11 protein-coding genes are annotated in these 12,708 nt (G+C 63.1%); 5 read left to right on the top strand and 6 right to left on the bottom strand.

The genetic code is table 11. The features are described from left to right. Nucleotides 1-215 precede the first annotated feature (215 nt). The 3 genes from CIT25_RS10795 to CIT25_RS10785 form a co-directional block, all read right to left on the bottom strand. Nucleotides 216-1,109 (bottom strand): LysR family transcriptional regulator, encoded by an 894-nt coding sequence (locus CIT25_RS10795; protein ID WP_095484526.1) that lies wholly within the window; start codon nucleotides 1,107-1,109, stop codon nucleotides 216-218. A 239-nt stretch (nucleotides 1,110-1,348) separates the two neighbouring features. After that, the gene (locus CIT25_RS10790) at nucleotides 1,349-2,563 is read right to left on the bottom strand and encodes an MFS transporter (protein ID WP_167391054.1); all 1,215 of its coding nucleotides are present in this window, start codon (nucleotides 2,561-2,563) and stop codon (nucleotides 1,349-1,351) included. A 29-nt stretch (nucleotides 2,564-2,592) separates the two neighbouring features. Continuing rightward, a complete protein-coding gene (locus CIT25_RS10785) occupies nucleotides 2,593-3,261 on the bottom strand; it encodes an ArsR/SmtB family transcription factor (RefSeq protein ID WP_095484525.1) in 669 nt (222 codons plus the stop codon). A gap of 37 nt (nucleotides 3,262-3,298) precedes the next feature. On the opposite strand from CIT25_RS10785, the gene CIT25_RS10780 reads away from it, so the two are divergent. From CIT25_RS10780 to CIT25_RS10765, 4 genes are all read left to right on the top strand, one after another. After that, nucleotides 3,299-4,075, top strand: coding sequence for an MBL fold metallo-hydrolase (locus CIT25_RS10780; RefSeq protein ID WP_245329822.1), 777 nt, complete (start codon nucleotides 3,299-3,301; stop codon nucleotides 4,073-4,075). A 3-nt stretch (nucleotides 4,076-4,078) separates the two neighbouring features. Then, nucleotides 4,079-5,353 carry an MFS transporter gene (locus CIT25_RS10775; RefSeq protein ID WP_095484524.1) on the top strand — a complete coding sequence of 425 codons (1,275 nt, stop codon included), beginning with the start codon at nucleotides 4,079-4,081 and terminating at the stop codon, nucleotides 5,351-5,353. A 188-nt stretch (nucleotides 5,354-5,541) separates the two neighbouring features. After that, a complete protein-coding gene (locus tag CIT25_RS10770; RefSeq protein WP_095485067.1) occupies nucleotides 5,542-6,018 on the top strand; it encodes an EF-hand domain-containing protein in 477 nt (158 codons plus the stop codon). A 50-nt stretch (nucleotides 6,019-6,068) separates the two neighbouring features. Then, nucleotides 6,069-7,202, top strand: a complete 1,134-nt coding sequence (locus CIT25_RS10765) for a cysteine desulfurase family protein (RefSeq protein ID WP_095484523.1) — start codon at nucleotides 6,069-6,071, stop codon at nucleotides 7,200-7,202. Between the two features lie 39 nt (nucleotides 7,203-7,241). Here the strand turns inward: CIT25_RS10765 and secDF are convergent, their stop codons facing one another. The 3 genes from secDF to CIT25_RS10745 all read right to left on the bottom strand — a co-directional run bounded on the left by secDF (nucleotide 7,242) and on the right by CIT25_RS10745 (nucleotide 11,299). Then, nucleotides 7,242-9,797, bottom strand: coding sequence for a protein translocase subunit SecDF (gene secDF, locus CIT25_RS10760; RefSeq protein WP_095484522.1), 2,556 nt, complete (start codon nucleotides 9,795-9,797; stop codon nucleotides 7,242-7,244). 733 nt (nucleotides 9,798-10,530) lie between these two features. Further along, nucleotides 10,531-11,007: an SRPBCC family protein gene (locus CIT25_RS10750; RefSeq protein WP_095484520.1), complete on the bottom strand. Its 477-nt coding sequence runs from the start codon at nucleotides 11,005-11,007 to the stop codon at nucleotides 10,531-10,533. Further along, nucleotides 10,991-11,299 carry an ArsR/SmtB family transcription factor gene (locus CIT25_RS10745; RefSeq protein ID WP_245329821.1) on the bottom strand — a complete coding sequence of 103 codons (309 nt, stop codon included), beginning with the start codon at nucleotides 11,297-11,299 and terminating at the stop codon, nucleotides 10,991-10,993. Before CIT25_RS10745 ends, CIT25_RS10750 begins: the two co-directional genes overlap by 17 nt. Nucleotides 11,300-11,626: 327 nt before the next feature. Between CIT25_RS10745 and CIT25_RS10740 the strand changes: the two genes are divergently transcribed. Further along, nucleotides 11,627-12,703 (top strand): D-alanine--D-alanine ligase family protein, encoded by a 1,077-nt coding sequence (locus CIT25_RS10740; protein WP_095484518.1) that lies wholly within the window; start codon nucleotides 11,627-11,629, stop codon nucleotides 12,701-12,703. Nucleotides 12,704-12,708: the final 5 nt, after the last annotated feature.

Below are 12,708 nucleotides of genomic sequence, written 5' to 3'. Positions count from 1 at the left end.
TTGTGAACATCTGTATGCTGGTGCGCCGCGAGCATAACAGCTGCGTAAAACTGGAGCTATCGCCGGGAACGCCGCCCATCGTAGCGGCTTTGGCGGGCTTCGGATTTTCCCGGCCGCTCCTGCCACGCAAAGCCGTCTAGGCCGGCTTCGCGCGGGCGCCAAGCCAAAGTGGACTTGCGCCGGCGGGAGCCACGCTGCCCGTTTCGTGGGCGGCCTCAGCCCGAATAGCGGAGCACATTGACAAGCAGAGCGAAAGCGGGAGACGTTTGGCGGCGGCTGGGATAGTAGAGGTGATATCCCGGCCAAGGCGGGGACCACTCATCGAGCACCCGTACAAGGCGACCGCTGTCAAGGTGGGCCTGCGCCACGTCCTCCGGCATATAGGCGAGGCCGAAACCCTCCAACGCGGCTTCGAGGATCTCGACGGTGCCGTTCAGGATGATCTGGCCGTCCACCCGCACCTTCAGCTCGCGACCGTCTCGCTCGAAATCCCAGACCCACAGCCCGCCGTTGGAGGAAAAGCGCTGGTTGATGCAAATGTGACCAGTTAGCTCCTGCGGTGTCATTGGCGGCGGCCGCTTGGCGAAATATGACTTCGCCCCAACGACGGCGAAGCGGATGTCCGGCCCGACGCGCACAGCGATCATGTCTTTTGCGACGCTCTCTCCCATTCGCACGCCTGCGTCGAACCGTTCAGCTGCTATGTCTGTCAGTGCGTTGTCGAGGAACACCTCAACTGTGACGTCGGGATAGTCGGGAAGGAGCTTCGCCAACCTCGGCCAGATAACAGAATTAAATGCGTGATCGCTGGCGGTGAGGCGAATGGTGCCGGCAGGCTTTTCCCTCAATTCGCTCAACGCCTCGACCTCGACGTCGATCTCCTCGAAGCGCGGGCCGATGTTGCGCAGCAGCCGCGCGCCGGCCTCTGTAGGTGAAACGCTGCGGGTCGTGCGGGTCAGCAGCCGAATACCCAGTTGCTCTTCGAGTGCACGGACCGTGTGGCTCAGCGTGGACTGCGAAATTCCTAGCTGCGCGGCGGCCCGCGTGAAGCTGCCCTCCCGTGCGACGGCCAGAAAGGCCAGAAGCATATCAAGTCTTCCACGCCGCATTTATGGCTCAAACCGAAAAGTCGATACTCATTATACAATTTAGTGGGACGAGTTGCACCTGGGTCCAATCGAAATCGCCGAGAGCGTGGAATATTCTAGGTGGATCACACCTCGGTGAATCGGACGAGCAATGACGATGAAAGTAAGAGCAGCCAGCCGAAAGTGATCGACAACCTTCCAACGTTCTTTCTGCGTGATTGATCCGTCGTGGTAAAACGCTCCGAACCGACAACGCTGCATCACCGTTCCTCCGGGGGCTTGAGATGCCGGAACTGCATCAGCAGCAACAGATCGTAGGTGATCTTCAGGGCACCGCAAATGAGGAGGGGCCAAGCCCGGAACGAGGACGCGAACAGCGCGCCGGCCAGCGCGGGGCTGACTGCGGCGGCCAGACTCCGCGGCACCGATGTGAAGCTCGCGGCCGCCGCCCGTTCCGCCTCCGTGACGACGGCCATCACGTAAGATGATCGCGTCGGCACGTCCATCTGCGAAAGTGCTGCGCGGATCAGCAGCAGGACGAGTGCCAGAGGCAGCGTGGGCGCCAACGCCGCCAGCATCAGGGCGATGCTCGACGGAATGTGGGTGAACACCATCGTGTTGATCAGTCCGATGCGCCGGGACAGCCAAGCTGAAACGGGGAAAGAGAACGCCGAAAGCACGCCGGACCAGAAGAAGAAAAATCCCGCTTCCGAAAGCGACAGATCGAATTTTTCGAAAAGCCAGAGGGCAAGCAGCGACTGGACTACAAAGCCTCCGGCAAACGCATCGAGGCTGAAAAGCGCCGCGAGCTTGAACACAATCTTGCGCGAGGGGCCGAGCGCGGACCCGCTGCTGGAGTCCGTCGCCGGACGGCGCTGCGGAATCTGCGCGTAAAGGAGGCCGCCGAGAAGACCCAGAAACGCATAGAGCACGAACATCGCCTTGATGCCGGCGAGTTGGTCGAGGCCGGCCGGAGCCAGAAGATCAGGTGTCGCCGAAACAAGCGCGCCAACCGCGCCTGCCAGCGCACCCACAAGGCTGTAACGCGCGAACATCCTGGTCCGCGCGGCATCGGTGACTTCGCTTGTCAGCACCGCATGCTCCAATGGCACGAATACGCTGACGCTGCCGGCCGAGGGGTTGATGGTGCCTGCGAACGCGACCACCAACAGCAGCGCGTAGTCATGGACCAAAGCAAAGGCCACGCCCGTGGCGACCATCAGGCTGGCGGCGGCAAACAGGAGTTGGCGGTGATCGTAACGGACGCCGAGGAACCCGACAACGATGGTTAAGAGCGCGGAACCAAGTAGTGACGCCGTTGCGATCACGCCGACCTGAAGGGGAGTGAAGCCTAATGCGAGGAGATAGACCGGCAGCAGAACGGCCACGAAGCCATCGCCCATGTCGCGCAAGGCACGGGCCATGAAAAGAAAGGTCGTCGAATGGATCCGCAGCACTGATCTGCCTGCCCTCATCACCTGCGTGAGCGCCCGCGTGTTCTGTTTCAGGCGGCCGTTTCGACCGGCAGGCCGGCGGTCTTCCATTCGGGATAGCCGTCTTCGAGCCGACGCGCGAGATAGCCCTGCTCTCGCAAGGCGGCGACCGCTTCGAACGAGAGAACGCAATAGGGGCCGCGGCAATAGGCGATCACTTCCCGATCTGCCTCTAGCTCGCCTAAGCGACGCTCCAACTCGGCCAGCGGGATGTTGAGGGCGCCTGGAAGATGTCCGGCCGCGAACTCATCCTCTGGCCGCACGTCGAGAACCGTGACCATGCCGTCATGCAGCCTTGAGACGAGTTCGTCTCGTGACACCGGCTCCATCGCATCGCGAGCCCGGAAATAGTCGGCCATGACGCGGCCGATTTCGGCAACATTTCGCTCGCCGACGCGGCCGAGCGCCTTGATCAGCGCCACCACCTCGGCGTCGCCGGCGAGGCTATAGAGCATGTGCTTGCCGCGGCGCTCCGTCTCGACGAGGCGCGCCCGCCGCAGGATCTGCAGGTGGCGCGACGTGTTGGCGAAGCTCAGATGGGCTCGCGCGGAGAGGTCCTCGACGCTGCGCACCCCTTGCGCGAGGTGCTCCAGAAGCTCGAGCCGATGCGGATGGCCGAGCGCCTGAGCCACTTCGGCAAGGCTCGCGTAGATCGCCTGTTTCGGTCCGGTGCTTGACACGGCTTCTCCTCAGTGGAACATTCAGCGGAATGATTGAATGTCTCTAGCCCGTCGTCGCGAGGCGCGCAAGACCATGATCCTTCGCCAATTCCTTCATACCGATCCAGTCGGCGTCTCATACCTGTTCGGCTGCGGCGGCAAGGCAGCCGCGGCCGTCGTCGATCCGGCCGGCGACATCGAGTTTTACCTGCGCGCCGCCGAAGACGCCGGCATGCGCATCCACTTCGTCGTCGACACGCATGTTCATGCCGACCATCTCTCCGTCGGCCGCGCGCTCGCCGAAGCGGCGGGCGCCGCATACGTGCTCGGGGCGGAGGCGTATGTCGCGTTCCCGTTCAAAGGAATGCGCGACGGAGAGGCCCTCTCGCTCGGCAACGTCGCCGCAACCGTCCTGCACACGCCCGGTCACACCCCGGAGCATATCTGCATTCTCGTCAGCGACCGCACGCGTGCCGACGAGCCATGGTTCGTGCTGACCGGCCACACGCTGATGGTCGGCGATCTCGGTCGCACCGAACTCGCCGTCAGCGCCGAGCAAGGCGCAAAGGATCTCTTTCGCAGCGCCGGTCGGCTCAAGGCTCTCCCAGATCATGTCGAGGTGCTCCCCGGCGCCTATGCTGGCTCGGTCTGCGGCCGGCGCCTGAGCGGCAAGCCCTGGTCGACCATCGGTTTCGAGAAACGCCACAACGAGGCCTTGCGAATCGAGGACGAAGCCGCGTTCATCCGCTTCATGCTCGCCGAGATTCCCCCGGCTCCGCCCGAGGCCGCGGCGCTCCGGGCCGCCAATTCCGCCTTGGCTGCGGCGGCAGCCTGACCCATGGACGAAGCGGCATCGGTGCCAGGCAAGGCGGGTTCACCCGTCAGGCTAGGCCTCAGAGAGAACTGGCCGCAATTCGCGCTGCTCGTCGTGATCAACGCCTTTGTCGGCGGTATGGTCGGGATAGAACGAACGGTGGTGCCGCTGATCGGGTCGGAAGAGTTCCACGTCACGTCGACAACGCTCATCGTCTCCTTCATCGTCAGCTTCGGCATCGTCAAGGCGCTCGCCAATCTGGTCTCGGGGCAGCTTGCCGACGCGTGGGGCCGCAAGCGCGTGCTCGTCTTGGGATGGCTGGTCGGCCTGCCGGTGCCGTTCATGATCATCTGGGCGCCGACCTGGGAATGGGTGATTGCGGCCAACGCATTGCTCGGCATCAACCAGGGGCTCGCCTGGTCGATGACCGTGATCATGAAAGTCGATCTCGTGGGGCCGAAGTCGCGCGGCCTGGCCGTTGGTCTCAACGAGTTCGCCGGCTATCTTGCCGTCGGGGTGACGGCGTTCCTGACCGGCTATCTCGCCTCACAATACGGACTTCGGCCAGTGCCGATCTATCTCGGCATCGGTTATGCGGTCGTCGGTGCCGCACTGTCGATCCTGCTCGTGCGCGACACGCGGGACCACGTTCGGCTGGAGGCTTCGTCCCACGCGCAGCCCGCGCCCATCAGCTTTCGGCAGGTTTTCGCGCTCACCTCGTTCGGGGATCGCAACCTGTTCGCCGCCTCGCAGGCCGGCCTCGTCAACAATCTCAACGACGGCATGAGCTGGGGCATTTTCCCGTTGTTCTTCGCTTCCTTCGGTCTCGGCGTCGAACGCATCGGCATCCTCAAGGCGGTCTATCCCGCGACATGGGGTGTCCTGCAGATCGCCACAGGCCCCTTGAGCGATCGCTGGGGGCGCAAGGGCCTGATCGTCGCCGGCATGTGGGTACAGGCCGCGGGTCTGTTTCTCACCGCGGCGACGCGCCAGTTCGAGTGGTGGATCGTCGGCAGCCTTCTGCTCGGCCTCGGCACGGCGATGGTCTACCCAAGCCTGATCGCAGCCGTCTCCGACGCCTCGCATCCGACCTGGCGCGCCCGCTCACTCAGCGTCTACCGCTTCTGGCGGGATCTCGGCTACGCGATCGGCGCGCTCTCCGCCGGCCTCATCGCCGACAGCTTCGGGCTGTCATGGGCGATCACATCGATCGCCGCGCTGACGTTTCTCTCAGGGGTAGTCGTGGCTGTTGTGATGAGCGAAACCGAGGCTCATCCGTCCGCGAGGAGGGCAACATGACAGCGGCGGCAGATCGCTGCCCAAGCAATTGATCCGGCGCAAGCTCGCCGCGCTGCCCGTTGGGCCTATATTGGAATTTGACCGCGACCGGCAGCTTGCCGGCAGTACGGAAAGAGCCCAAAGCATTTCCGGCCGCAGAGCCGCCAGTGGGTCAAAACTGCCGAGCCCATGAGAGGAAGGAGGATGCTATGACGTTGATTTCATTGACGCGCGTGGCCGCGCTCGCCGCAATTGTCGCCGCCGGCATGACGGCTATAACCGCCGCGCAAACGACCGCAGCCGATCCGCACCATCCCGATACGACGGTCGCACAGGCGGCGCCGTCCACCGAGCCTGGAGATATGGCGGGACAAGACCAAGGGGCACAGCCCGCTCAACCCGGGATGATGCCTCCCGGAATGATGGGTCAAGGCATGATGGGCCAAGGCATGGGTCAGGGCATGATGTGCGAGATGAAGCAGCCCGGCATGATGGGCGCAATGCCGATGATGCGCATGCGCGGGCACATGATGAAGATCATGTTCGCCGTTGCCGACACGGACGGCGACAGCGCGCTTTCCTTCGAAGAGATCACCGCCATCCATAAGCGAATCTTCGACAAGGTGGACGCAAACAAAGACGGCAAAGTGACACCCGAAGAAGTGCAGGCATTCATGCGGCAGTAGCCGCGCGCAGCTGATCGCCGGGCGACAAGCCGCGAAGGAGGCTCCCGAACATGACGTCGATCTACCTCGACTACAACGCGAGCACGCCGATCGATCCGGCCGTCACGGCTGCCATGCAGCCATATTTGGATGAGGCTTTCGGCAATCCGTCGAGCGGCCATTGGGCGAGCATGCCGGCGAAGGCTGCGCTGGAGAAGGCCCGCGGCCAGGTTGCGGCACTACTCGACTGCGCACCCGACGAGATCGTGTTCACAAGCGGCGGCAGTGAGGCCAACAACCTGGCGATCAAGGGCACGTTCTTCGCCCTGCGCCACAAGGGCGAGCACATCGTCACCACTACGGTCGAGCACCCGGCCATTCTCGCGCCTTGCCGTTTCCTCGAGCAGCTCGGCGCGGCAGTGACCTATGTGCCGGTCGACAGCACGGGCCGGGTCGATCCCGACGACGTGCGTCGTGCCATCACGTCGCGCACCATCCTGATCAGCGTCATGCACGCCAACAATGAGGTTGGCACGATCCAGCCGATCGAGGAGATCGGTGCTGTTGCGCGGGAACGTGGGGTCCGGTTTCACACCGACGCAGCGCAGTCGGTCGGCAAGATTGCAAGCAAGGTCGACACGCTTGGCGTCGATTTGCTGACCATCGCCGGCCACAAACTCTATGCACCAAAGGGTGTCGGGGCGCTCTATGTCCGAGGCGGGGTCAGGCTCGAGCCGCTGATCCATGGCGCCGGGCATGAACATGGCCGGCGCGCCGGCACTGAAAGCGCCTTGCTCGCGGTTGGCCTCGGTACGGCCTGTGCGCTCGCCAGCGATCTGGAGCCGATGGCGCGCGTCCGCGTGCTGCGGGATCGTTTTTGGGACGCGCTGCAGGAGAGTTTCGGCGACCGTATCGTGCTCAACGGGCACCCTCAGCATCGCCTTCCCAACACGCTCAACGTTTCATTCGTAGGCATGATCGGCGCCGAGGTGCTTTCGCATCTCGACGGCGTCGCGGCATCGACCGGTTCGGCCTGTCATGCCGGCCGGGTCGAGCTCTCCCCAGTGCTCACGGCCATGGGCGTGCCCGAGAAGATCGGCATGGGCGCCGTTCGCTTCAGTCTTGGTCGAGCCACGACCAGCACCGAAATCGACGCCGTCGTGGATCAGCTTCGAGCCGTCACGGTCCGATCCGCCATCCGCTAGACGATAGGACCCAAAGAGACGGCACCACCCATCGTTGCGTCATAAAGCCGGTCGCGCCGGCGGCTCTTTCGCCCCTGTGGGTTCCTCTGGACTGAGGGCGCCCGGCCGGAGCCTGAACAGGATCAGCAGCGGCCCGGCGACGAAGATGGAGGAATAGGTCCCGGCGAGGATGCCGAAGATCATCGCGACCGTGAAGGACTGGATGACCTCGCCGCCCCAGATCGAAAGCGCCGCCAGCGCGAACAGCGTCGTCACGCCGGTGAGGACCGTTCGCGCCAGAGTCTGGTTCATTGACAGGTCGAGCAGCTCGGCGATCGGCATCTTTTTATAGCGGCGCAGGTTCTCGCGGACCCGGTCATAGACAACAACGGTATCGTTGATCGAATAGCCGACGATAGTCAGGATCGCGGCTATCGAGGTCAAATTGAACTCTATGCCCGCGACGACGTAGAAGCCGATCATCAGGATCACGTCGTGGAAGGTCGAAATGATGGCGCCGAGCCCGAACTGCCACTCGAACCTGACCCAGATGTAGACGAGCATCGCCAGCAGCGAGGCGAGCACGCCCATCGTGCCGTTGAAGGCTAGTTCCGAGGACACAGTCGGGCCGACGACCTCGATGCGGCGGAACTCGTAGTCAGATTCGAGCGCGCTTCTCACTTTCTGGACGGCGGACTGTTCGGCAACGTCGCCGCCCCCCTGGGTGCCGATGCGTATCAGCACATCCCGGGTCGACCCGAACTCCTGCACCTGCACCTCGCCCAGTTCGAGACCTGTCAGGCGCTCGCGGATGTTGCCGATGTCGGCCTGCTGACCCTTCGCCTGCACCTCGATGCTCGAACCGCCGCGGAAGTCGATGCCGTAGTTCATGCCGACAGTGAAGAACGCCGCGGCCGAAGCGATCGACAATAGCAGGGACAGCGTGAAGGCGTACTTTCGGAACGCCATGAACGGCACGCGCGTGTCGTCGGGCACCAGTCGCATGACACCGCTGGGCATGGTTTTCGGGCGTTGCCGGCGAAGCCAGAACGCGACCAGCCAGCGCGTCAGCGTGAACGCCGTGAACACGGTGGTGACGATGCCGATGGCGAGGGTGACGGCAAATCCCTTGATCGGCCCTGAGCCGAGAAAGAACAGGATGACGGCGGCAATCAGCGTCGTCACATTGGCGTCGACGACTGTCGCCAGCGCCTGTTTGAACCCGGAATCCATCGACTGCACGATCGAGCGCCCTTGGCGGCTCTCTTCGCGGACGCGCTCGAAGATGATGACGTTGGAATCGACCGCCATCCCCATCGTCAGCACGATGCCGGCGATGCCGGGCAGCGTCAGCGTCGCGCCGAGAACCGACAGGACGGCGATGATCAATGCGACGTTGGCCAGGAGCGCGATATTCGCGATCAGCCCCAGTCGCCCATAGGCGAACAGCATGAAGCCGACGACGAGGAACCCGGCGACGATTGACGCGAACTGGCCGGCGTCGATCGAATCGCTGCCGAGGCTCGGGCCGACGGTGCGTTCCTCGACGATGGTGAGGTCGGCAGGCAGTGCGCCGGCGCGCAGCAGGACCGCAAGGTCGTTCGCGCTCTCCACCGTGAAACTGCCGGATATCTGCCCGGTGCCGCCCAGGATTGGTTCGCGGATCTGCGGCGCGGAGATCACCTCGTTGTCGAGGATGATCGCGAACAGGCGCCCGACATTGGTCTGAGTAGCCTGACCGAAGCGGCCGGCGCCGCGGCTGTCGAAGCGAAACGAGACCACCGGCTCGTTGGTGCGCTGGTCGAAGGTTGCCTGCGCATCGACGAGGTTTTCGCCGGAGACGATGATCCGATTCTCGATCAGATGCGGAACCCGCGGTTCGTCCGTCGAATACAACACCGTCGAGCCCGCCGGCGGGCGGCCGGAGATAGCCTCCTCGACCGGAATCGACTGGTCGACCATCTGAAAGGTCAGCTTCGCGGTCTGTCCGAGAATATCCTTCAGCCGCTGCGGATCCTGCAGGCCCGGCACCTGGACCATGATACGGTCCGAACCCTGGCGCTGGATGATCGGCTCGGTCGTGCCGAGCTCGTTCACGCGCCGGCCCACCACCTCGATCGATTGGGTCAGCGCCGCGGCGATCCGGTAGTCGATCCCGGCTTCGGTCAGCGTAAAACGCAGCAGCCCCGGTTCCGGCTCGGCCATCTCCATCTCGGTCACGGAGCCGCTCATGAAAAGTCCGGTCGAGATCGGCTGCGTCAATCTTTCGAGCGCGCTCTTCGCAGCTTCGACCTGACCTTGGTCGCGAATGCGGACCTGGATCGAATTGGCGGTGCCGGTAAGTCCGGTATAACCGATCTGGGCATCGCGCAGCGATGTGCGAACCTCGTCGCGGGCCGCTTCGAGGCGTTCGTTGGCGAGGTCCTGCCGATCGATCTGGAGCAGGATGTGCGAGCCGCCCTGCAGGTCGAGCCCCAGCGTCAGCTGCTGCTTTGGCAGCCAATTGGGCAGCGATGCCAGAGTGGAGGCGGGAACCAAATTGGGCGCTGCGTACAGGACACCGGCCAGGACCGTCAGCCAGATGAGAATGGTCTTCCAGCGCGAAAAATGCAGCATATTCTTATCCGTTCAGCCCATATCGGGCGGAAACCGCCTCCGACAAGTGCTTTGGCGTTCCGATCGGCGAGCAACTCGACGAGAGCCCGGGAACGCGATGTGAAAGTTTTGGGAGCCGAGGGCCGCGGTCGCGCGGCCAAGATCATGCCGTGAGAAGCGGAGGCGCGCGCGCATCGAAGGCGCGGTTCGGCGACAGTTTCGGCCGGTCTTCGGACCCTATACCAAACGGTGCGGCTGACGCTGTTTCGAGCGGCAGGCGCAAATCCGGGATGATGCAAAAGGGCTTGCCGTTTCCCGCAGTGACAGGCGTTCCCGTCTTGAAACGGGAAGTCTCAGCAGCAACACGGCGTGCAATGTCGCGGACAAGGAAAGTCGGGTGTGTGACGGGCTCGGTCGCGCCGAGCCTCATTTGCCCCTTGGCAAGATCCTGTGCGACGTGCTCGGCTGTTGCCGCGGGAATGGTCCAGATCAAGAAGAGCAATGAAGCGAGCAGCCGCAGACCAGCACCCATGCTGAGCAGAGTGCCGGGCCTTATGCTAGCCTGTCTTCGACCGTTTCGTCTCATCTCACCGGCACGGCTCGTCATACACTGCGGCAAAATATGCTTTCGCCGTCGTTGTCTCAGCAAGCGGCAAGCCGCCCTCCTGGTCCTTAACTATAGTACTTGGATTGCGAATTGAAGCGCACCTTTCACGCACTCAAGGGTAAGTGTGTTGGCCGATCGGTTGGCGGCCTACCGCTTCTCGATCAACTGGACATAGTTTTTCAGGATACCGCTCCAGCCGCGATCGGATTCGAAGATCTCACGCACCGCTTCGCCGGCCGCGCCCATGTTCTCAAGCCGACGATGCTCGAGCTCGACGCGAGTCGCGTTCTCGCCGGCCTCGGAGAAGTTGATCTCGACTTCGGTCAGCAGCGACGGATCATATTGCCAGTCGGCGCGAATCCGCCATGCCAGGACGATGCGGTTTGGCGGTTCCCACGCCAGCACTTCGCCCCAGTCGCATTCCGTCCCATCCTCGCCGGTCTCAAACCAGCGGCCTCCTGCCTTTGGCTCGATAGTCGCGCTCCTGAGCGCGGACTTGCCTATCGAGTGGGACGCCGGCCACCAACGTCCGAACCCGCTCGTGAACACTTCAAACGCCGTGGCAACCGGCACGTCCACGGTGACCGACTTGCGCACAGGCGCTGGTTTAATGATCGCCGTCATTATTTCGCTCCTTGGCTTTGTTGATCTCGTTTCGGAAGGCGTCGAGCGCGTTCCCCCACATCTGGTCGAGCCAGGCTCGCATCTCGCCAAGACCATGAGGGTCGACATGGTAGATGTTGCTGGCGCCGCGAGGCTCGGCGCGGACCAGCCGCGCCTCCCTCAGCACCTTCAGATGATGAGAGATCGCGGGCTGAGACACCGGCACGGTTCGAGCGAGGTTCGCTACCGAACGCGGCTCTTCGGCCACAAGCTCGAATACCTTTCTGCGCGTGGGGTCGGCCAGCGCGACCATACCTGCATAATCATAAATCACGGTTTATGATAAGCACAGGTTTATGATCAAGGCAACCCCAGTTGCTTGCGAAGCAGGGCAGAGGGCAGCGTATTCTCTCCTCATTCAGGTCTCATGCTGCGCTTCCTTCAATGAGAGGAGCACTGGGGAGGAGACCGAACCCAAGCACCTCAGACACGGACTTGAATGGCCACCTCTCGACTCGTATACGAGTATACGAGCCGATCATCTACATAACTTCATGACCTTCGTCGGGAACCGTTCGGGCTGCGCGCCGAGACCCAACGTGCCCACTGCCGGCATCCCTAGACCATTTTGGAGACGCTCATGGCCGACACCTCGAAAAGACTGCGCATTGCCGTGCTCTTTGGCGGACGCTCCGCCGAGCATGACGTTTCGGTGCTGTCGGCAACCAATATCATGCGTGCGCTGGAACCCGCGAAGTACGATGCCGTTCCCGTCTTCGTCACCCGCGAAGGACAATGGCTGCTGAGCAGCTTCGAGGATGGCACGCTGGCGAAACCTTCGACCGGTACAGAAGTCTGTCTGGTGCCGGGTGGACAAGGACGGGTGTTGGCGATCCCGACGAATGGCACGCCTCACGAACTGCCTGCCATCGACATCCTGTTTCCCGCCCTGCACGGCCTCCATGGCGAGGACGGCTCGGTGCAGGGGCTCGCGGAGGTGGCGCGTGTGCCGCTCGCCGGCTGCGGCATACTCGGTTCGGCCGCCGCCCTCGACAAGGACATTGCCAAGCGGCTGCTGAACGAGGCGGGCTTGCCCACCGCGCGTTCCGTCACAATCCACCACGGCGCCGCACCGGCCTTTGCGGAACTGGAGAGCGTGCTTGGTCTTCCGCTTTTCATCAAACCGGCCCGGCAGGGCTCCTCTGTCGGCGTCAGTAAGGTTTCGGCTGAAAAAGACTATGAGGCAGCGCTGACAGAAGGTTTTGGTCACGACCGCAAGCTGCTGGCCGAAGAATTTATTCGAGGCCGCGAGATCGAGTGCAGCGTGCTGGAGGATACGCAAGGCGGCCTCTTCGTTTCCCGTCCTGGCGAAATCATGCCAGCACAGAGCCACGGTTTCTACAGCTACGACGCCAAATATATCGACGAGCACGGCGCCGCGCTGAAAGTCCCGGCTGAACTGCCGCAGGAGATTGAGGGCAAGATCCGCGCGATGGCAGCAAAGGCCTTCCGTGCGGTCGGCTGCGACGGCATGGCCCGCGTTGATTTCTTCGTGACGCCTGACATGCGCGTCCTCATCAACGAGCTCAACACCATTCCCGGTTTCACCGATATCAGCATGTATTCCAAGGCGATGGCGGCAAGCGGCGTCAGCTATTCCGAAATCATCGATCGGCTGGTGGCGCACGGGCTGGCACGCGCTGGTCGATCTGCTTGATGGCG

It is taken from the genome of Mesorhizobium mediterraneum, from assembly GCF_002284565.1.
GTDB lineage: Bacteria > Pseudomonadota > Alphaproteobacteria > Rhizobiales > Rhizobiaceae > Mesorhizobium > Mesorhizobium mediterraneum.
The sequence above is the reverse complement of the archived record's forward strand: the minus strand, read 5'-3'. Positions and strand labels throughout refer to the sequence as shown.

Excerpts from the sequence above, each read along its gene's own strand:
- CIT25_RS10795 (WP_095484526.1), bottom strand. The coding sequence starts at position 1,109 with ATGCGGCGTGGAAGACTTGATATGCTTCTGGCCTTTCTGGCCGTCGCA.
- CIT25_RS10790 (WP_167391054.1), bottom strand. The coding sequence starts at position 2,563 with ATGAGGGCAGGCAGATCAGTGCTGCGGATCCATTCGACGACCTTTCTT.
- CIT25_RS10780 (WP_245329822.1), top strand. The coding sequence starts at position 3,299 with ATGTCTCTAGCCCGTCGTCGCGAGGCGCGCAAGACCATGATCCTTCGC.
- CIT25_RS10775 (WP_095484524.1), top strand. The coding sequence starts at position 4,079 with ATGGACGAAGCGGCATCGGTGCCAGGCAAGGCGGGTTCACCCGTCAGG.
- CIT25_RS10770 (WP_095485067.1), top strand. The coding sequence starts at position 5,542 with ATGACGTTGATTTCATTGACGCGCGTGGCCGCGCTCGCCGCAATTGTC.
- CIT25_RS10765 (WP_095484523.1), top strand. The coding sequence starts at position 6,069 with ATGACGTCGATCTACCTCGACTACAACGCGAGCACGCCGATCGATCCG.
- secDF (WP_095484522.1), bottom strand. The coding sequence starts at position 9,797 with ATGCTGCATTTTTCGCGCTGGAAGACCATTCTCATCTGGCTGACGGTC.
- CIT25_RS10750 (WP_095484520.1), bottom strand. The coding sequence starts at position 11,007 with ATGACGGCGATCATTAAACCAGCGCCTGTGCGCAAGTCGGTCACCGTG.
- CIT25_RS10745 (WP_245329821.1), bottom strand. The coding sequence starts at position 11,299 with ATGGTCGCGCTGGCCGACCCCACGCGCAGAAAGGTATTCGAGCTTGTG.
- CIT25_RS10740 (WP_095484518.1), top strand. The coding sequence starts at position 11,627 with ATGGCCGACACCTCGAAAAGACTGCGCATTGCCGTGCTCTTTGGCGGA.